Source organism: Janthinobacterium sp. GW822-FHT07H11 (assembly GCF_058798615.1).
Genome location: NZ_CM179507.1, coordinates 4,304,589 through 4,323,943, shown reverse-complemented (window position 1 = coordinate 4,323,943; position 19,355 = coordinate 4,304,589). Strand labels below are relative to the sequence as shown.

Here is a 19,355-nt window from a genome sequence, read left to right as displayed (position 1 = left end):
CCCGCCTGCCTGTGCATGGCGTAGGTCGGATTAGCGCGGCAACGCCGCGCGTAATCCGACAATATCGTCAGCATCAAATGGCGTAATCCGACAATATCGTTGGCCAGACCTCAAGCCGGCAAGATCGTGCGCGTGCTCCAGTCGCGCCGCTCCAGCAGCAACGCCGTCAACTGCGCCGCCGTCATCGGGCGCGCAAAGAAGTAGCCCTGCACGTTGTCGCAGCCGGCTTTTCTCAAGAACTCCACCTGCTGCAAGGTCTCTACCCCTTCGGCCACCACTTTCAGGTGCAGGCTGTGCGCCATGGCGATGATGGCCGTGACGATGGCTTCGCCCTCGCCGGGCAGGTCGTGCACGAAGCTGCGGTCGATCTTCAGCTGGTCGATCGGCAGGCGCTTCAGGTAGGACATCGAGGAGTAGCCGGTGCCGAAATCGTCGACCGACAAATGGATGCCCGTTTCCTGCAGGCGCCGCATCAATTCCACGTTGGCGTGGATATTGTCCATCAAGACCCCTTCCGTGATTTCCAGTTCCAGCAAGCCGTGCGGCAGTTGCGTTTCCTGCAGGATGGCGCGGATGTCGTCCATCAGGCCCGGATCGCGCGCCTGGCAGGCGGACAGGTTGACGGCCACGTGTTCCAGCGAGTCGAGCAGGCCGGCCTTGCACCAGGCGGCCGCCTGGCGGCAAGCGCTCTGCAGCACCCAGCGTCCCAGGTCGACGATGATGCCGCTTTCCTCGGCCACGGGAATGAATTCGCTGGGGCTGAGCTGCCCCATTTCGCGGCAGTTCCAGCGTATCAGCGCTTCCACGCCGACGATGCGCCCGCTGCGCAGGTCGACCTGCGGCTGGTAGTGCAAATACAGCTCCTGATTCTGCAGCGCGCGGCGCAGGTTCGCTTCCATGCGCAGGCGGCGCTGGGCGCGCAGTTCCATGTCGGACTGGAAGACGGCAAAGCAGTTCTTGCCCTGGTGCTTGGCGTGATACATGGCCGTGTCGGCGTTGCGCGTCAGGGTGGCCACGTCCCGCGCGTCGAACGGATACAGGCTCACGCCGATACTGGCCCGGACATACAGCTGGTGGCCTTCGAGGTCGAAGGGGGCGGCCAGCACGGCGAGGATCTTGCGGGCCACGCTGGCCATCTCGGAGGCGTCGTCGGCCGGTTCGACGATGACGACGAACTCGTCGCCGCCGATGCGGCAGATGATGTCGGTGGTGCGCAGGATGACCATCAGGCGCTTGGCGACCATCTTCAGCAACTGGTCGCCGCAATGGTGGCCCAGCGTGTCGTTGACCACCTTGAAATTATCGAGGTCCAGCAGCAGCAGGCCGACGCTGCTGTCCTGGCGGTCGGCACGCGCCAGCGCATAGGCCAGCGCATCGTTGAATTCATGGCGATTCGGCAATTCCGTGACGGGGTCGACGTGGGCCAGATAATGCAGGTGGTTTTCCGCCTGCTGCGCGGCCAGGCGCGTGCGGCGCACCATCAGTACCGTCAGGCCGAATGCGCACAGGCTGACGAGCACCGTGAATGCGCCAAACTGCGCCAGGCTGCGGTACAGGGGCGCGAGGCTGGTGCGCAGCAGTAGCGCGCCGCCGCCCGGCAATGGCGTGAGGATGGTGCCGTTGCCCGCCAGGTAGGCGATGTGCAGGCCCGCTTGCGGCGCGGCCGGCGGCAGGTCGGCGCCGCTGCGCGCATGGCGGGCGAACGGCGCGCCGTAGGGGGTGTAGATCAGCGCCTGCTCGATGTGGGGGGCCGCCGCGAGGGGGGCGAGGGCCTGTTCCGCCGCCAGGCGATTGTTCTGGCGCAATGCCTGGGCCGCGGCAGGGGCCAGCATGTCGGCCTGGACTTGCAGGTTCTGCTGCAATGCGGCCTGCAGCGTCAGCAGTTGAAACAGGATCAGCAGCAGGCTGGCACAGGCGAGCATGGCAGCGGCGGCCAGCAGGTTCAGCCGTGCCACCTTGTCGCCCCGCAGGCGCGCCGACGGCAGCATCAGGGGCACCATCATGTCGCCATTCCTTGCCAGCCCCGTTTGTCGCCGCCGCGCTTGATGCCGCCTTGCCCTGCCATACTTTGCGTTCCAGTCTGATGAAAACCGAAGTGAGCCGGAACTCTCAACGTGTTGTTAAGGCCGACATATTGTCATTTCGTAGCGTGAAAGTACAGGGCACGCAGCATTTTTGTGCCCTGACAGCCGCGTGGCGGCGTCATGCGGCAAGGCGGCGCCTGCGGGAGAGGCAGGCAGGCGCACGAAAAAACGGAAGCGTGCATTTCTAATAATAATGATGGATTGATTTTAATCCTTTTTGGCGGCCGCGTCTTTTTGATCGTCAAGACATGCCGCGAGTAAATAAAATCCCATGGAGAATAAATCGCCTGGCCCCGTTTGAATGGCCTGGGCTTGCCGTATTTCTTTTCGATCGATAATTCTGGTCCTGCAAGTCATTGATTTTAATAATTTTTAATCGGGAATGGCGGAACGCTATGGCCTTGCTCCGCGAGTTCGTCCATAATCCGCAGATGATGGACGTTCTGATGCTGTTTGTTTTGTCTTGTGCGCCTGCTCGCCAGCAAAACCGGACGCCGCCCTAATGATAATCAGTGAGGATATCTTGGAAAAAAAACCAAAAATTATTTTGTCGTCACAAGACCTGGAACGACTGGAAGCGTTGTTGTATGCCTTGGGAAATAACTTGTCGCCTGACAAGGCCGCCTTGCTCGATGAGCTGGGCCGTGCCGAAGTGCTCGAGCCGCAAGAGATTCCGCCGACCGTCGTGACGATGAATTCCACCGTGCGCTTCACGGTGGAGAACAAGGAGGAATTCTGCCTGACGCTCGTGTATCCGAAAGACGTGGAAGGGCAGGCCGACCGCATTTCCGTGCTGGCGCCCGTCGGCAGCGCCCTGCTGGGCCTGTCCGTGGGCGACAGCATCGCCTGGCCCATGCCGGGCGGCGTGGTAAAGGTGAAGATCGAGGAAATCGTCTACCAGCCTGAGCGGGCCGGGGAGTACCACCGCTAAGCGCGGCAGGCACTGAGGGCGGACGGCGCCTGCCGTCCGCCTGCCTGGCCGTGTTTCCAATAATTAACTATTGCGTTGCACGCGCACCACCAGCCATCCGGCCACGACCGTGAACGTGACGATGATGGCGACGATGATCCAGAAGCCCTGCGGGTGCTGGGCCAGCGGAATGCCCCCCACGTTCATGCCCAGCATGCCGGCGATGATGTTGATCGGCAGCGCCAGCACGGTGACGATGGTCAGCACGAACAGGCTGCGGCTGTTTTCCTCGTTGACCCTGGCGGCGATCTCTTCCTGCAGCAGCTTGATGCGTTCCTGCAGCGAAGACATATCGCTGAGCACCACCGAAAATTCCTCCGTCGACTGGCGCAATTCCAGGCTGTCCAGCTCCGACACCCATGCGGGCGGGCGTTGCAGCAGGCGGAACAGGGCTGCCGGCTCCGGCGCCAGCAGCCGCTGCAGCCGCACCAGCACGCGCCGCATGGCGCCCAGGTCTTCGCGTTTCGGCACCAGGCGCCCGGCCAGCAAGTGATCCTCGATATCGTCGACGCGCGCCACGGCGTCGCGCACGATGTTGACCAGCACGTCGGCCTGGTCGCGCAGCAGGTGGATCAGCAGCTCCACCGACGAGCGGATCGGTTCGTGGTTCTTGATGACGGCCTGGCGCAGGCGCTCGATCGACTGCAGCGGCGCGCGGCGCGCCGTGATGACGAGGTTTTGCGCCACGCTGGCCCACATGGTGGAAATGTCGGACGCCTCGAACGAAAAATTGTGCACCACGTCGTTGACCACGGCGATCAGCGTGTTTTCCGCCTGTTCGATGCGCGTCGAGCGCGAGCCCTGGTGCAGGGTTTCATAGAATTCGTCGGCCAGCTGCGTGTGCGCCATCAGCCATTTTTCGCTGGCCGCATGCGACAGGTTGAAATGCAGCCAGACGAATTCCTGCGCCGGGCGGGCCGCGCCGTCGGCCAGCCAGGCCAGCGCGGCTGACGAATCGAGCGCCAGCGGCTGCGTCTCGCGGCCAAACAAAAAGCCCCAGACCAGGCCCGAGGTGTCCGAGCCGTAGGTAAAACCGGCAGTTTCCATCGCCATCGTGAATCTTTCTCGCGCAGTGTGATTGATCGTCGCGCGATTCTAATGCACGGATGTGTCGGGAAAATGACAAGGCCACCGCGATGGGTGGCCTTGGCGGGGACTACTGCCGCGTTTTAGCTGCGGCGCGGATTATCGGGGCGGCGGTCGTCGCGGTTGGGGATGCCATCGCCGTCGCGGTCGTGGCGGTTGCCATTGTCGCGGTCATAGCGGTTGGGGATGCCGTCGCGGTCGCGGTCGCCATTCGGGCCGCGCGGCGACCAGCGGCCTTGCTCCATCTGCCAGCGACCGTCGCGCTGCTGCCACGCGGGCGGCGCATACGCATAGCCGGGACGTTCGGCGATCCACACGCCCGGCGTCCAGGCGTAGCGCTGGCTGCGCCATTCCCAGTGGCCGGGCGCCCAGACGTAGCCGTGGCGGGCGCGCGGGATGGCTTCGCGGCGCGGCGGCGGCGGGGCGATGCGGATCTCGTCATAGCGCACGGGCTGCACCTGGGCCGCGGCCCAGCCGCCCCGGTCGAGGCGCCAGCGGTTGTTTTCCTGTATCCAGGCGGCGCGGCGGTACTGGCTGCCGCCCCGCTCGCGCAGCCATTCGCCATTGTTCCAGACATGGCGGTGGCCGTCCCAGTTCCAGTAGCCGGGCGCCCAGACATAGCCGCGGCGCGGTGCGGGCACGCTTTCAAACCGTGGCGGGGGAGGGGCGCTGCCGATGACAATGCTGACGCCGAGCTGGCCTTGCGCCATCGCCTGCGCCGGCAGGAAGGCCGCGGTGCTGATGGCGAGCATGGCTGCTGCGTAGAGTGTGATGGGTTTCATGGTGTGCTCCATTTCGGTGATTGCGTGAAATGGACTATAGGCGCTTGCTGGCGGTTTTTCGCCTTTGATTCAACTTATTACAATTGACACAATGCTGTGTGTCCGTGTATCCGTGACCGATACAAATGGCGGCCTGGCGCGGCGGTATTCAAGCTGGCGCCAGGCGGCGTGGGCCTGTCATGCGTGGCTCACAAGGTGCTGGCGGTGGCGTTGCCCAGCAAGGCTTGCCGTTCCTCGATCAGCGAGATTTTCTTTTCCTCTTCCGTCAGGCGTTTGGCGCTGACCACCACCACAGGGATGGCGTTCACCTGCGCCACGTTGCCGGCTTTGCCGGCCTGGGGCTGCAGGAAGCTGACATAGCTGGCGCCGCAGGCGATGGCGACGGCGACGGTGAAGATGGCTTCCATGTTTTTCAAGGCTTTCATGATGATTCCTTTCGGGTGGCGGGTGGGTATGCATGCACTGTAGCGAAGGGCGCGCCCGCCCGCCATGCGCATGCGACCAGCCGCCGTTTTGGCGGGATGGCCTGCAAAAAAACGGCGCTGAAACGCCGGCGGGTGCGAGCGGCCGTCCGACGGCTGGAATTGAGGCCTAAATAGCCCTGTATCCGGGCATATGAATGCAATTGCCACATGGCATTATTTGCTATTGCACAGTGTAGCGTGCGGCGGGTGCGCCGCCGGCGCTCCTGCTAGAATCGCTACGGTCGCCGGCGCACGCACAATAATTCTCATCAGGAGTCACACATGTTCCAATTGTTTGGTTTTGGCGGCGCCCGCTGCCCCCGCTGCGAGCACAAGAACGGCGCCGCCGCCGGCTATTGCGCGCAATGCGGTTTGTCGCTGGGCGCACCCGGCAGCGACGCCGTGCTGCATGCCAACCAGTGGCGCCTGGCTGACGATCAGCTGGCCCTGTTCTTCGGCGTGCGTGAACTGTCCTCGCTGTTCGGCGGCGCCGCAAAGCGCCTGCAGGTGCCCGCCGAGTCGCGCGCGTGGATCGTGCAATCGGACGCTTTCACCTTGATACCGGCCGGCGAGTATGACGGCACCGCCTTCTTTGCCCGCCTGCCGGCGCTGCTGCCGGCGCGCCCGGCCGAAGTGCTGATCGCGCGCGCCGACGCCGTCAGCCTCGATTTCGACCTGCCCGACCTGGCCAGCACGGAACTGCTGAACGTCGCCGCCTCCCTGCGCGTCGAGATCGCGCTGGGCCAGCCGGACGCCTTTGCGTGCCAGTTCATGCGCGCGCCGGGCGCCGTCACGCGCGCCCACCTGCACGCCTTGCTGCTGCCGTCCGTGCGCCAGATCGCGCTGGAATTCGTCGGCAGCCGCGCCCTGCGCGAGATGGATGCGAATGCCGACCTGCGCCCCGAACTGAACGAACGCCTGCAGTCGGCCCTGACGCAGCGCCTGGCGCCGTCCGGCCTGGCCGTGGCGCGCGTGGAAACCTTGACCTTGCGCCACGACAAGCGCGATGGCAGCGATGCCTGCATCGGCACCTTGTGGCTGGGCGGCTTGCCGCCGCAGGAACTCGAGCAGCACAGCCTGGAACGCATGAAGCAGCTCGACCAGCTGTATGACGAGGAAGAGTGGCAGCGCATCCGCCGCGAGGAACTGGCGGCGCGCCACGCGCACCGCCGCGCCGAACTGCGGCAGGAGGCGACGGTGGACAAGGCCGAGCTGGCGCACCAGGAAGCGGAGCGCCTGCAGGCGCTGCGCGGGCGCCAGATCGACCTGTATGGCCGCATCCTGGAAGCGAAATCGCGGCGCCAGGCGCTCGACCATGGCGCCGCGCTGGCGCTGGGCGAACTGGAGCAGGAGCTGGCGAAGCAGGGCGCCCAGCGGGCCGATGACGCGGCCGGCTGGGAGCACGTGCGCGTGCTGGCCGCCATCAAGATGCGCAGCGAGCTGGAACTGTCGCAGCTGAACGGACGCGAGCAGATCCAGCTGGCGCAGCAGCGTTTTACCCATCAAGTCCACTTGCAGTCGATCGCGCAGCAGGTCGAAAGCGCGCTGCTGATCGACGACGAGGCGGGCCGCCGCGCGCAGCTGGCGCGCCTGCGCCAGGCCGAGGCTGACGCGGCGCAGCGTGAGGCGCAGCTGGAAGCGGAACAGCACAAGGCCGCCTGGCAGGGCGCGGTCCTGGCCAACGCGGCGCGCAAGCGCGAAGCCGAGCGGGTGCAGGAATGGGAAGAGCAGATGCAGCTGGCGCGCCAGCGCGAACTGCTGCGCGCCGAGGCGCACAAGGACGAAACGGCGCAGGTGCAGGCGGCGGAGATCGCCGAGAAGGTCGCGGCGCTGCGCCGCGGCGGCGCGCGCGAGGACGCCATCGCGCAGCAGGAAAAGCTGCTGCGCACCATCGAGGCCGACGGCGTGCACGCGCGCCAGCTGCAGCAGCAGGCACACCTGGCGCAGCTCGACGCGCTGGCCATCGAGGAACAGCGCCAGCAGCTGCGCCAGCTGGAACAGGAAGCGCAATGGCAGCGCGACTTGCTGGCCATGGTGCAGCAGCGCGAAAGCGATTATGCGCGCTGGAAGGGAGAGTATGAAGCCCTGCTGGCGCAGCAGGCGCATGCGGCCGAACTGGCGCGCATCGACATCGACCGCATCGAGAAAATCGGCACGCTAAGCGACACGGGCAAGGTGGCCATGGCGGCCGGGCAGAATGCGGCCGCGCTGGCGCAAGTGCTGAAGGTGCAGCTGCAGGCGGGCATGAGCGCCGAGCAGATCCACGCGCTGGCGGCGCTGGCGGCGGCCGAGAACAGCGTCGCGCCGCTGGACGCCATGCGCATGGCGCAGGACAGCGTGGCGCAGGAACGCGCCTACCTGGAGGGGCAGGCGGAACGCGAACGGCGCCAGCAGCTCGAGCTGATCAACCTGCAGAACGCGGCGCACAGCCATGGCCTGGCGGCGCAGGCGCAGCTGGGCGTGGCCGTGGCGCAGGCGCTGCAGCCCGGCGCTGGCGCCGTGGCGCCGGCCCGCTGCAAGAACGGCCATGCGCAGCGCAGCGGACATCCGGAAGACAAATTCTGCGCCGCCTGCGGCGTCGCCCTGCAGCCTTGATGGAAGCGTTTCACCCCAGATGATGCAAAAAGCACGAGACAAGCTGCGCGAACTGCGCGCCCTGCATGACGACGGGCTGCTCAGCGAGCATGAATTCGAACGCCGCAAGAACGCCATCCTCGACGCCGAATATGCGCCGCCGGGCGCCACGCCCGCGTCCGCGCCGCCACCGGCGCGCCAGGGCACGGAGCTGGGCTTCATGACGGGCCAGGAAATCGGCCCGCAAAACCGCCGCTACCGGCTCGAACGGCTGATCGGCACGGGCGGCATGGGGCAGGTGTGGCAGGCCACCGACCTGGCCACGCACGCGGAGCTGGGCAGCAGCGAAATGGTGGCGCTGAAGATCTTGCCGCCGCAGCTGACGCAGAGCGCCACGCATGCCAAGCTGCTGATCGAGGAAGCGACCCAGGCGAGAAAACTCGCGCATGAGAACATCGTGCGCGTCTACGAGTGGGCGCAGGACCCGGCCACGGCCAGCTACTTCATCATCATGGAGTGCCTCGATGGCGAAGACCTCGAGCACTACCTGGCACGCCAGGGCGCGCTGCCGCTGGCGTCGGTGCAGCAGATGCTGCGGCCGGTGGCCGATGCCCTGTCGTATGCGTGGGAAAAGCACAAGCTGGTGCACCGCGACATCAAGCCGGGCAATGTCTTCCTGACGGCGAAGGGCGACATCAAGCTGCTCGACTACGGCATCGCTACGCGCGTGCGCAATGCGGACAGCAGCCTGGCGCTGGACATGCCGAATGCGGGCACGCAGGGTTACCGGGCACCCGAGGCGGGCACGCACCAGCGCCAGCCCAGCCCGCGCCTGGACGTATATGCGGTGGCCGTCATGATTTACCAGATGCTGGAAGGGCGCATGCCGTTCGATGACGCGCGCAGCGCCGGCCACCTGCCCTCCAAGCCGCAGGCGCTCAATGCGGCCCAATGGCAGGTGCTGCAGAACGGCTTTTCCCTGACGCTGGAATTGCGGCCGCAATCGGTGCAGGCACTGCTGGAAAGCCTGGAGCGGGCCGCCGGTCCTTCGCCGGACGAGCTGGCAGAACTGGCGCGCCAGGAGCAGGCGCGTCTGGCGCAGCAGCAAAAGGAGGCGGCGCTGGCGGCCGGGCAGGCACGCGAAGAAGCGCTGAAGGAGGCGCGCCTGCGGCAGGAAGAGCTGGACCAGCGGCGCAAGGCGGAAATCCAGGCGGCCGCGCTGGAAAAGCAGCGGCAGGACAAGCTGCGCCGCGAGCAGGAGGCGCAGCGCCATTTCGAAGCGGAAGAGGCGCGCAAGCTGCGCAAGGAGGCGCTGCGCGGCCAGTTGCGCGCGCGCCGCGAAGCCGATGCGGCGACCGCCTTGCAGGAGCACCAGGAATTGCAGCGCAAGGCCATCCAGGCGAAAGCCGAGGCCGCATACCGCGCGGAGCAGGAACGCGCGCGCAAGGAGGAGGCCAGCCGCGCCGCCGCCCAGCAAAAAGCCGCGGACGCCGCCGCCTCGCCGGCCCCCGAGGCGCAGCAGCCGGTGCCCAATGCGGAAGGCGTGCTGCGCGACGATTTCCTCGACGGCACCGGCCAGGGACCGGAACTGGTGCTCATTCCCAGCGGCCGCTTCCAGATGGGCGCGCACGAGGAGGAGCACAAGGCCGCCATCCAGGCCGGCTCGCAAAAGACCTGGCTGGAGCGCGAAACGCCGCAGCACTGGGTCGGCATCGAGCGCCCGTTCGCGCTGGCGCGCCATCCCGTCAGCGTGGGAGAATGGCGCGCCTTCGTCAAGGCGACGCAGTGGGCGGGCGGCTCGGAGACGGACTGGGACAATCCCGGCTTCGTGCAGACCGAGCAGCATCCGGTGGTGGGCGTGAGCTGGAACGACGCGCAGCTGTACCTGGCGTGGCTCAGCGAGCGCACCGGGCGGCAGTATCGCCTGCCCAGCGAGGCGGAATGGGAATATGCGTGCCGCGCCGGCACGCGCACGGCCTTCAACGTGGGTGACACGATCAGCACCGAGCAGGCCAACTATGACGGCCTGTATGTCTACAACGGCGGCCCGCGCGGCGTGTACCGGGGCGGCACCACGCCGCTGGGCAGCTTCGCGCCGAATCCCTGGGGCTTGTTCGACATGCACGGCAATGTATGGGAATGGGTGCAGGACGTCGTGCATGACAACTACGAGGGCGCGCCCGTCGATGGCAGCGCCTGGGAAGAGGGCAGCGACAGCAGCCGGCGCATCCTGCGCGGCGGTTCCTGGCTGTACCATCCGCGCTACCTGCGCTCGGCCCTGCGCAACGGTTTTTCCACCGTGCTGTCGAACGATATTGTCGGTTTCCGCGTGGCGCGCAGCCTCGATTAATCCATTGTCAAATCAGTCATCTTGACGGATACTTCATGCACCCTAACTGTGCCGGAGTATCCGTGTTCAAACGCCTGCTGTGCCTCGTGTTCGCCTGCCTGCCCGTCTGCGCCCTGGCCGGCGATCTGCCTTCCTATCCCTTCATCCATGCGACGGGCACGGCCTACAGCTTCGTCATGCCGGACCTGGGCGAAATCGATTTCGACGTCAGCGTTTTCGATCCTTCGCCCGAGGCGGCGACTGCCCTGGTGCAGACGCGCATCGGCGAAATCAAGGCGCTGCTGGTGGAGCAGGGCTTGCCCGAAGCGGCCGCCGACATCGAGGTGCGCGACGTGCGCAAGGAAATCCGCAAGGGCGCCGAACAGGACCCCGCCAAGCCGCAATACCTGATCAAGGCCAGCGTGCATGTCAACGTGGCCGACCTGTCGAAGTGGCCGGCCGTGATGCGCCCGCTGCTGGCCATGCCCAATCTCGATGCGTTTGCCGTCACCTTCGGCGCTTCCGAGCGCATCCGCCTGGAAGAGGAACTGATGGGCGAGGCCGTCAAGGATGCGCAGCGCAAGGCCGATGCCATGGCGCGCGGCTTTGGCAAGCGCGTGGGCGCCGTGGCCGGCATTTCGTCGGACCAGCTGAAAAACCTGGGCAACGCGGTGGGCCTGGTGCCGTCCGACCGCTATCAGCGTGCCAACAGCCGCCAGCGGCAAAATCCCGACGACATGCTGATGGTCACCAGCCTGAAAATGGCGCAGACGGTCGACGCCGTGTTCCGCATCAAATAGCCGGGTGCCCTGGGGCGGGCTGCGCAAAGCGGGCAAACGGTGTAAATTGTGGCTTTCCAAACGCACCAAGGAACGCCATGACCATCAAAGCCATCCGTGACCAGTCGCAAGCCATGCGCCACATCGTGCACGTGCGCGATCACATCATTTCCGCCGACGCCTCGGTGGAGGAGGGCGGCGGCGATGCCGGCCCGTCGCCGCATGACCTGTACGACGCGGCCCTGTCGGCCTGCAAGGCGCTCACCGTCGTCTGGTACGCCAAACACAAGGGCATCCCGCTGGAACACGTGGAAGTGTCGACCGAGCGCGATGCCAGCGACGAGCGCAAGGGCGTGTACCGCCTGGCCGCCACCCTGCACCTGACGGGCGAGCTGACGGATGCGCAGCGCCAGGAATTGCTGGCCGTGGCCGGCAAATGCCCGATCCACAAGCTGATGACGGCCGTCACCACGGAAATCACGACGGTGCTGGCATGAGCGCGGCCATCCTGAAAAGCCACGAAAAAGACCTGGGCGGCGGCTTCGTCGTGCGGCGCCTGCTGCCTTCCGCAGTAAAGCAGGCCGTCGGCCCCTTCATCTTCTTCGACCATTTCGGCCCCATCGACGTGGCGCCCGACGCCAACCACGACGTGCGCCCGCATCCGCATATCGGCCTGGCCACCGTCACCTATCTGTTCGAGGGCGCGATCGACCACCGCGACAGCATCGGTTCGTACCAGCGCATCGAACCGGGCGCCATCAACTGGATGACGGCCGGACGCGGCATCGTGCATTCGGAGCGCACGCCGCACGACCTGGCGGGACAACCGCACCGCACGCATGGTTTACAGCTGTGGGCCGCGCTGCCCAAGGCGCACGAGGAAGACGCGCCGAGTTTCACGCATACGCCGCAGGCCGACATTCCCGTCGTGGCGCTCGACAGCGCCGTCGTCAAAGTATTGATCGGCACGGCGTTCGGCCGGACCTCGCCCGTGCGCACCTATATGCAGACCCTGTACCTGGACGTGGCGCTGCAGGCGGGGCGCGAGCTGCGGCTGGAGGGCTTGCCGGCGGAAGCGGCGATTTACCCGATCAGCGGAGAGGTATCGCTCGACGGCGTGCTGCTCTCGCCGCACACCATGGCCTTGCTGGAGGAGGGTAAGGTGCCCGTGGTCACGGCGGGCGGCGCCCCGGTGCAGTTCGTGGTCATCGGCGGCGAGCCGCTGGACGGCCACCGCTTCCTGTTCTGGAATTTCGTCTCGTCGAGCAAGGAGCGCCTGGCGCAGGCGGCCGACGACTGGAGCGCCCAGCGCATGGGGCAGGTGCCGGGCGAGACGGAATTCATCCCGCTGCCGAAGGCGCCGCTGCGCCCGGCAACCTAGGCGCTTGGTTTAGAAGCGCGCGCGCAGGGTCAATGCGGCCTTGCGCGGCTCTCCATAGAAATTGCCCCAGGCCGGCGCGCCCACCGTCTGGTAGTAGCGCTTGTCGAGCAAGTTCGTCACGGACAGCGATGCCGTCCAGTTGCGGTCGATCTGGTACGCGGCGCGCGCGCTCCACAAGGCATACGCGCCCTGCGCCACGGTCACGTCGCGCGTGACGCGCGAGCTCTCCGTCTGGAAGTTCACGCCGCCGCCCACGCTCCACTGCTGCAAGGCGCCGGGCAGGCGGTAGTCGCTCCACGCGCGCAGCATGTGGCGCGGCGAGTAGGTGCTGGCGAACATCACGCCCGCGTTCGACGTCTGCTCCAGGTACTTGAAATTGTTCAGCGTGTAGCCGGCGAACAGCTGCCAGCCCGGCGCCACTTCGCCGCTGATTTCCGCATCGAGGCCCTCGCTGCGCACCTTGCCCGTCGAGAAATAGCACTCCGTGCCGCTGGAGCAGGTATTAGCCAGGTCGAGTTCCGCGCGGTTGCGCTGCTCGATGCGGAACAGCGCCAGCGAGGTGTTTACCTTGCCGTCGAACAGTTCGCCCTTGACGCCCACTTCCAGGTTGCGGCCCTTGAGCGGGTCGAGCAGGGCGCCATCGGCCGTGCGCTGGTTTTGCGGCTGGAAGATGTCGGACACGCTGGCGTAGCCGGACCAGCGCTTGTCGAATGCGTAGATCACGCCGCCATACGGCGTGACGACGCCGTTTTCGCGGTACGGGTCGATGTACACCTCGCCCGTGTCGCGGTACACGCTGCTCCATTTGTAGTTCGACACGCGGGCGCCCGCCACTACGGTGAGCGGATCGCTGACGCTGAAGCGCGCCACGCCGTAGGCGCCCGTCTGCGTCATTCTTGTGACGCTGGGATCGCCCCGGTAGCTGTGTTCGCGGAACCAGGCGTCGCTCGGTTCGGCCACACCGTGATTCGGCTGCAGCGGATTGTTCGCTTGCTGCAGCAGGGCCAGACTGAAATCGCTGTCGCTTTCCAGGCGGTTCGTGCTGATGCCGGCGCTGAAGCCGTGGCGGCGGCCGAAGGCGTTGAATTTGCCGTCGAGCGACAGGTCGAGGCCCTTGTTGGTGCTGCCGTAGTCGAACACGCCGCCAAACATCATCATGCCGGCCAGGGTGGCGGGGTCGATCGCGCCCTGGCTGAACATGTATTTCACGTCATGCCGCTCGCGCGTGTAGTTGGCGCTGGCCTTGAGCGACCAGTCGGCGTCGAAGCGGTGCTCGAATTCGGCGAAGACGGCCGTCTGGCGGCTGTTCCAGCGGTTCCAGTCGGCGCCGAGGAAGGTCTCGCGGGGCAGCTTCGGGTCGCTGCCGTCGAGGTAGCGGGGCATGCCGGAGAAGAACGGCGTCGACTTCAGTTTTTCATGGCTGGCGCCTGTCGTCAGCTTGCTGCCCGGCGCCAGGTCGAATTCCAGCACGCCGTACAGCACGTCCGTGCGGCTGTCGGCCACGTCATAGAAATAATCGCGCTGCTCATGCGCGGCCGCGGATGCTGCCCGATGCGTTCAGGGGGCCGGTGACGTCGACTTCGCCGCGCACGTCGTTCCAGCGGCCCGCGCCGAGCGCCAGCTGCACCTGCTTTTCCGCCAGCGGGCGCTTGCGCACCAGGTTGATGGCGGCGCCCGGCGCGCCCGTGCCCTGCAGCAGTCCGGTGGCGCCGCGCACGATTTCCACGCGATCGAGCATGGCGGTGTTGCTGGTAAAGCTGTTCGCCTGCGGGTAGTACATGGCGCGGTTGACGCCGTCGAACTGGTAGGTGTCGACCATGAAGCCGCGCGAATACACATAGCGCCCGCCCATCGGGCTGTCGTACATGGTGATGCCGGTGGTGTTGGCCAGCACGGCGTCGATGGTGTTGAGGTTCTGGTCATCCATTTTCTGCCGCGTGACGACGCTGACGGATAGCGGAATCTCGCGCAGGGTTTGCACGCCCTTGCCGACGGTGACGGCGCGCGCCGCATACGAGGCGCTGTGTTCACTGACGGGGTCGCGCTCCAGGCTGGCGTTCACCACCACGGGCGCCATGGTCTTTTCCGTGCCGGCCGCCGGGGCGGACGCTGGCGCCGCCTGGCGCAGCACCCAGGCGCCGTTCGGCAGCCGCACCGCTTCCAGGCCGCTGCCGGCCAGCACCTGGGCAAAGCCCTGCGCCACATTGTGGCTGCCGCGCACGCCGGGCGAGCGCAGGCCGCGCGTCTGCGCGGGGTCGGTCGACAGGCTGACGCCGGCGGCGACGGCGAAGTCGTTCAGGGCGGTGGCCAGCGGGCCGGCGGCAATGGCATAGGCTTGCGGTGCCGCGCTTGGCGCTGCGGCGGCCTGGCCCTGCGCCAGCGCGGGTGCGGCGACAAAGGCGGCAGGGGCGGCGCAGGCCATGGCGATGACGGCCAGGCGGATGGCGCGCGCGGCGGGATGGAGGACGGGGGCGGTCAGCTGCATGTTCGGTCTTTCTGTTCAGGGATGTGGTCTATGGTGGATGCATCGGCTTCTTACCTATGAAGCCGAAGCAGCGCGCCGAAACACCAACCCCTGAGGCAAAAAAACTGAAAATAATTAGCTTGAACGGGCCGCCACGGTGGCCCAGTAGCGCGTGATGTACGTCACTTGCAGTCCGTGCGAGGCGCACAGGCTCTCCAGCACGGCATCGATATCGTCGAGCCGGTAAGTGCCCGTGACGGCGCGCCGCGCCACTCTGGCGTCGCAAACGAGGCGTCCGCGCCGGTAGCGCGCCAGTTCCGCCACCAGCCGTTGCAGGGGCCAATCGGCCGCCACCAGCATGCCGCGCAGCCAGCTGTCCTGGTGCGCGGGCATGGCCGTCACGGCTTGCGGGCCGGTGTCCGAGAAACGCAATTGCTGTCCCGCTTCCAGGCGCCGCACGGCGTACGGACGCGCCATGCAGCGCACTTCCACGGCGTGTGCGTAGACGCTGACGACGCTGCCATCGGCATCGCAGCGCACGCCGAAGCGCGTGCCCAGCGCGCGGATCACGCCGTGCGGCGTATCGACCAGGAAGGGGCGCGGATCGGATGCCGTCGTGATCATGATTTCGCCATGGTGCAGGCGGATGCGGCGATGGCTGGCGCCGTAATCGACATCGGCCGCCGTATCCGTGTTCAGCTCCATGCCTCCGCCATCGGCCAGCGCCACGTGGCGGCGCTGGCCCGGCGCCGTGCGCAGCGACGCCGTCCAGGCTTGCCACTGGCCCGAGCGCAGCCCCGCCTGGCCCAGCGCGATGCCGCCGCCGGCGGCCACCAGCACGGCGAGTATCCTGGCGACGGCGCGGCGCCGCTGCTGCGCCGCCTGCAGGGCGGGAATCGCCAGCGCTGACGGTAGCGCGCCCAGCTGGCCGTCCATGCGCCGCAGCAGCTCCCAGGCCCGTTCATGCTCGGCGCTGGCGTCGCGCCATGCCTGCAGGGCGGCCGGGTCGGCGCTGCCGCACCGGAGTTCGACATGCCAGTGGGCGGCGGCGGCCAGCACCTTGCGGGCGATTGGAGTTGGCTGCGGGGTAGACGGGGAAAGCATCAGCCGGCCGCCAGCAGCAGGCATTCGGTGTAGGCGCGCACCAGGTGCTTTTTCACGGTCGGCAGGGAGACGCCGAGGCGCCGGCTGATGTCCACGTAACTCAGTTCTTCGATTTGCGCCAGCAGGAAGATGGTCCGCGTGCGCGCGCCCAGGCGGTCGAGCAGGCGGTCGATGGTGAGCAGGGTTTCGATGATGATGGCATGCGTTTCGGCGCAGATCGCCAGCGGTTCGTCCTGCAGCGCCAGCGCTTCCAGGTAGGCCTGTTCCAGCGCCTGGCGCCGGTAGCGGTCGACCAGCAAGCCGCGCGCGATGGTGGCCAGGTAGCCGCGCGGCTCGCGCAGGGGCGCCAGCGGTGTCACCTCGCGCTTGCCCAGCAGCCGCAAAAACGTGTCCTGCGCCAGGTCGGCCGCCTCGGCCCGATTGCCCAGTTTGCCGCGCAGCCAGCCATACAGCCAGCCGTGGTGTTCGCTGTACAGGGTGCTCAGGTCGCTGGCATGGGGGGGACTGACGGTACTCACTGCGTTCTCCAGGCAAGGGATGGGCTGGGCTGACGGAACGCGGGGTGCCGGCTGGCTGGACTGTTTGAGAATGATACTCATTATCACATTGCCATGCGGGCGGCGTCAATTATTGTCCGCCGCCCAGGCGCCAGCGCTCCTGCCACTGTTGCAGATCCGCCCAGGCTTGCTGCAGGGCCGTGGCGGACCAGTGCAGCAGGCTGTCGAAGGCCAGCAAGGCACGCCGCAGGTGGATGCCATCGAAAAACACGTGGTCGGCCACCACGGTGGCGGCCAGCCAGGCGGCGACGATGACGATGATGTCGTGGCGGCCGCTTTTCCACCAGCGCAGCGAGTGGCGGCGGAAGATCCACGGCACGCCCAGCGGATTGGGCCAGTCGGCCAGCAGATGCATGATGCCGCCGGCGGCAAAGCCGAACAGGGGCGGCGCCCACAGGTGGTGCGGCAATTGCAGGTAGGTGTAGACGAGCAGGGCGATCCAGGCCAGGCCCCAGTGCGTCCATGTGCGGTGCGTGATCCACAGCCGGTGCGTGCGCGCCCACCAGGCCACCTCCAGCCAGTCCGGCGCCGTGCCGCCCAGCGCGCCCATGACAAAGGCGAGCATGCTCAGCACTTGATACGGGCCGCCGGCGCCAGCGTGCGCGACCAGGGCCGCGGCGATCACGCCTGCAGCCCAACCGGTTGCATGATGCGCTTTATTGGAAGCCATAGGAAATGTAAAACGCCATGCTGGCGCTGTGTGAAATACAGGGGGATATTAACTGGATGAATATACAGTACGCAAGGGCATCGCTGTGGGCTATTTGCGCAATATCTGCCGATAATTTGTTAAATGATGTGTCGCGATGGAGATGATTGCGAACTCGGCGCCTGATGCCGGCCGGTCAAGTGTGTTGTGCGGCTGATAATGTATTTCGCGCAGGGCGCGCTATGCTGAAAGCAGTCTTACGTTTTAAGAGGTGTCGCCATGAAAATCCCGCGCGAATTGCAGATTCCCGCCATCGTGTTTACGCTGGAAGCGGTATTTATACTCGGCCTATCGATGATTTTTCTCGTACTCGTGCCACGCTAGTGCATTGTGGATAGCAGCAGCTTTACTACTGTTTGCTATGCCGTTTGCATGCTGCTATCGCACAGGGCCGCGCCTTCGGTGCGGATGATCCAGCATTCGGGATACGGTTCGCTGGCGAAGCGGTTGTGCCGCGCGAAGCCGTTGAGCTTGTCGAGGGCGGTGGCGGGGGCCAGCGCGGTTTCCTTGCCGCTGGCCGTATCGAGGTGCCAGAACCCGCCGTTGCGGTGGAACAGCACGGGAAGGCAGCTGGCCTGCGGCGTGGCCAGGTGGCTGGCCGGCACGGGTTGGGTGTCGGGCAGCAGCAGGTAAAAACACTCGGCGCGGGCGCCGTGGTCGAGGCGGTGCAGGATCACGCCATGCGCGAGGATGGCCGTGACGCCGAGCACGACGATGCCCTTGATGCTGGCGGACAGTTCGATGCGCATGCCCAGGCGCAGGGCGACGGGCTTGTGCTTGCCGGGCCAGACGCCGTCGAGCAGCACGCCATAACGCGATACGTCCTCGATTTCAAAGCCTTGCTGGCCGCGCCGGATGACGGCGTGGCGGCCCGACAGGCGGCGCGTCAAGCCATTGTTGTCCTGGCCGTCGGGGCTGAAATGGCTGAGCAGTACATGCGCTTCCGGGTCAACCAGTTCGAAGCGCCCCAGCATGCATTCTTCCAGCGCGAACAGGCGGATCTGGCGCTGTTCGCCCGCTTCCGGCGCCGCGTTGACAAGGCAGGCCGCCTGGCTCGGGTGCGGATGGCAATGGCTGGCGGCGGGCAGGTCGACTTCGATCAGTTCCTCGTCCCAGGCGATGGTGGTAAAGCCCATGTCGATCTTGCCTTGCGGCGCCGATAAATCCACGTGGGCGATGCCGGCATTGCGCGCGGTGACGTCGAGGTTGCAGCCGTCGCCGCCCGTGACGCGGGCGATCGAGGCGTCGTCGGCCATCACGCGCACGTTCTTGTGCGTGCTGAGGAAGATCTGGTGGATTTCCGTCAAGGTAGCGTCGCGGCGCGGCACCAGGATGACAAACGTGCACACCCATTTCTGCGCCACGGCGCCATCGACGTGGCTGTGTACTTCGACATCGATCTGGTATTGCCCATGTTCCTTGTTGCGCGAGGAAAACTCGACAAACACGGGGCGCCAGTCGCCGCGCGTGGCGCGCACGCAATCATGCTGGACAAAGCCGCGCGGGATCAAGTCCGAGCGCAGGCGCAGGGCCAGTTGCGGCGCACACTGGGCGGCCATGCCGCGCAATTCCATTTTCAAGGTTTGCCGTCCGCCCGCCGCGCGCGGATCGAAGCCGCTGATGTGCAGATGCGGCTGCACGGCCTGGCTGGCGGGGCGGACTGGCGCCACGGCGGACGGGGTCGCCAGCGGGGCGCTTGCCGCAGCCGCCGGCATGCTCGCCGCGGGCGCACGGACAGGCGCCGTTGCCGATTGCTCGGAACGGGCGCTGCGCAGGGCGTTCAGCAGGTCGTAGCTGCTGGCGGGAACGGCTGTTTGCGGATGATTGCCCGCGCAGACGTTCTCACCAGGCAAGACCCAGAACGTACAGTGCGGGTGCTCCGGGTTACTGCATTTTTTCATGACATTCTGACTCGAATCGAGCGCGGACCTGTTGTCCTCTGTTGTACCTGAGAGCTTACGCGCTTTTGGGCGCGCTTGGCAACCGGCACGTCAAGCGGGACCGCTGTTTTGCGCATAAATATGTCGCTAAAATGCGCCGCTATTTATGAGTCATGGAAACAATTGCCTAAA

The 19,355-nt window shown here is 66.3% G+C and carries 16 protein-coding genes; 6 read left to right on the top strand and 10 right to left on the bottom strand.

What is annotated here, in order from left to right; genetic code table 11:
• Positions 1-110: 110 nt before the first annotated feature.
• Positions 111-2,003: a putative bifunctional diguanylate cyclase/phosphodiesterase gene (locus tag AC3RCJ_RS19035; protein ID WP_492961467.1), complete on the bottom strand. Its 1,893-nt coding sequence runs from the start codon at positions 2,001-2,003 to the stop codon at positions 111-113.
• A gap of 604 nt (positions 2,004-2,607) precedes the next feature.
• Here AC3RCJ_RS19035 and rnk point away from each other — a divergent pair.
• Positions 2,608-3,015 (top strand): nucleoside diphosphate kinase regulator, encoded by a 408-nt coding sequence (gene rnk / locus AC3RCJ_RS19030; protein WP_162835757.1) that lies wholly within the window; start codon positions 2,608-2,610, stop codon positions 3,013-3,015.
• Positions 3,016-3,078: 63 nt separating this feature from the next.
• Here rnk and AC3RCJ_RS19025 read toward each other — a convergent pair whose 3' ends face one another.
• The 3 genes from AC3RCJ_RS19025 to AC3RCJ_RS19015 all read right to left on the bottom strand — a co-directional run bounded on the left by AC3RCJ_RS19025 (position 3,079) and on the right by AC3RCJ_RS19015 (position 5,347).
• Positions 3,079-4,107, bottom strand: coding sequence for a transporter (locus AC3RCJ_RS19025; protein WP_492961468.1), 1,029 nt, complete (start codon positions 4,105-4,107; stop codon positions 3,079-3,081).
• Between the two features lie 116 nt (positions 4,108-4,223).
• Entirely contained in the window at positions 4,224-4,922 is a 699-nt protein-coding gene (locus AC3RCJ_RS19020) for a YXWGXW repeat-containing protein (RefSeq protein ID WP_492961469.1), read from the bottom strand.
• 188 nt (positions 4,923-5,110) lie between these two features.
• Entirely contained in the window at positions 5,111-5,347 is a 237-nt protein-coding gene (locus AC3RCJ_RS19015; protein WP_492961470.1) for a hypothetical protein, read from the bottom strand.
• 321 nt (positions 5,348-5,668) lie between these two features.
• On the opposite strand from AC3RCJ_RS19015, the gene AC3RCJ_RS19010 reads away from it, so the two are divergent.
• The 5 genes from AC3RCJ_RS19010 to AC3RCJ_RS18990 all read left to right on the top strand — a co-directional run bounded on the left by AC3RCJ_RS19010 (position 5,669) and on the right by AC3RCJ_RS18990 (position 12,449).
• Entirely contained in the window at positions 5,669-7,981 is a 2,313-nt protein-coding gene (locus tag AC3RCJ_RS19010) for a coiled-coil domain-containing protein (protein ID WP_492961471.1), read from the top strand.
• A 19-nt stretch (positions 7,982-8,000) separates the two neighbouring features.
• Positions 8,001-10,310, top strand: coding sequence for an SUMF1/EgtB/PvdO family nonheme iron enzyme (locus tag AC3RCJ_RS19005; protein ID WP_492961472.1), 2,310 nt, complete (start codon positions 8,001-8,003; stop codon positions 10,308-10,310).
• Positions 10,311-10,372: 62 nt separating this feature from the next.
• Positions 10,373-11,089: an SIMPL domain-containing protein gene (locus tag AC3RCJ_RS19000; protein ID WP_492961473.1), complete on the top strand. Its 717-nt coding sequence runs from the start codon at positions 10,373-10,375 to the stop codon at positions 11,087-11,089.
• A 77-nt stretch (positions 11,090-11,166) separates the two neighbouring features.
• The gene (locus tag AC3RCJ_RS18995; protein WP_492961475.1) at positions 11,167-11,565 is read left to right on the top strand and encodes an OsmC family protein; all 399 of its coding nucleotides are present in this window, start codon (positions 11,167-11,169) and stop codon (positions 11,563-11,565) included.
• A complete protein-coding gene (locus AC3RCJ_RS18990) occupies positions 11,562-12,449 on the top strand; it encodes a pirin family protein (protein ID WP_492961477.1) in 888 nt (295 codons plus the stop codon). Before AC3RCJ_RS18995 ends, AC3RCJ_RS18990 begins: the two co-directional genes overlap by 4 nt.
• Positions 12,450-12,458: 9 nt before the next feature.
• Here the strand turns inward: AC3RCJ_RS18990 and AC3RCJ_RS18985 are convergent, their stop codons facing one another.
• From AC3RCJ_RS18985 to AC3RCJ_RS18960, 6 genes are all read right to left on the bottom strand, one after another.
• The gene (locus AC3RCJ_RS18985; RefSeq protein WP_492961479.1) at positions 12,459-13,952 is read right to left on the bottom strand and encodes a TonB-dependent siderophore receptor; all 1,494 of its coding nucleotides are present in this window, start codon (positions 13,950-13,952) and stop codon (positions 12,459-12,461) included.
• 22 nt (positions 13,953-13,974) lie between these two features.
• Positions 13,975-14,934 carry a TonB-dependent siderophore receptor gene (locus AC3RCJ_RS18980; RefSeq protein ID WP_492961481.1) on the bottom strand — a complete coding sequence of 320 codons (960 nt, stop codon included), beginning with the start codon at positions 14,932-14,934 and terminating at the stop codon, positions 13,975-13,977.
• A 114-nt stretch (positions 14,935-15,048) separates the two neighbouring features.
• The gene (locus AC3RCJ_RS18975; protein WP_492961483.1) at positions 15,049-16,017 is read right to left on the bottom strand and encodes a FecR domain-containing protein; all 969 of its coding nucleotides are present in this window, start codon (positions 16,015-16,017) and stop codon (positions 15,049-15,051) included.
• On the bottom strand, positions 16,017-16,535 hold the full coding sequence (locus tag AC3RCJ_RS18970) for a sigma-70 family RNA polymerase sigma factor (RefSeq protein ID WP_492961485.1): 519 nt from the start codon (positions 16,533-16,535) through the stop codon (positions 16,017-16,019). The genes AC3RCJ_RS18975 and AC3RCJ_RS18970 overlap by 1 nt, the downstream gene beginning before the upstream one ends.
• Positions 16,536-16,644: 109 nt before the next feature.
• The gene (locus AC3RCJ_RS18965) at positions 16,645-17,244 is read right to left on the bottom strand and encodes a metal-dependent hydrolase (protein WP_492961487.1); all 600 of its coding nucleotides are present in this window, start codon (positions 17,242-17,244) and stop codon (positions 16,645-16,647) included.
• Between the two features lie 398 nt (positions 17,245-17,642).
• Positions 17,643-19,184 carry an FHA domain-containing protein gene (locus AC3RCJ_RS18960; protein ID WP_492961489.1) on the bottom strand — a complete coding sequence of 514 codons (1,542 nt, stop codon included), beginning with the start codon at positions 19,182-19,184 and terminating at the stop codon, positions 17,643-17,645.
• Positions 19,185-19,355: the final 171 nt, after the last annotated feature.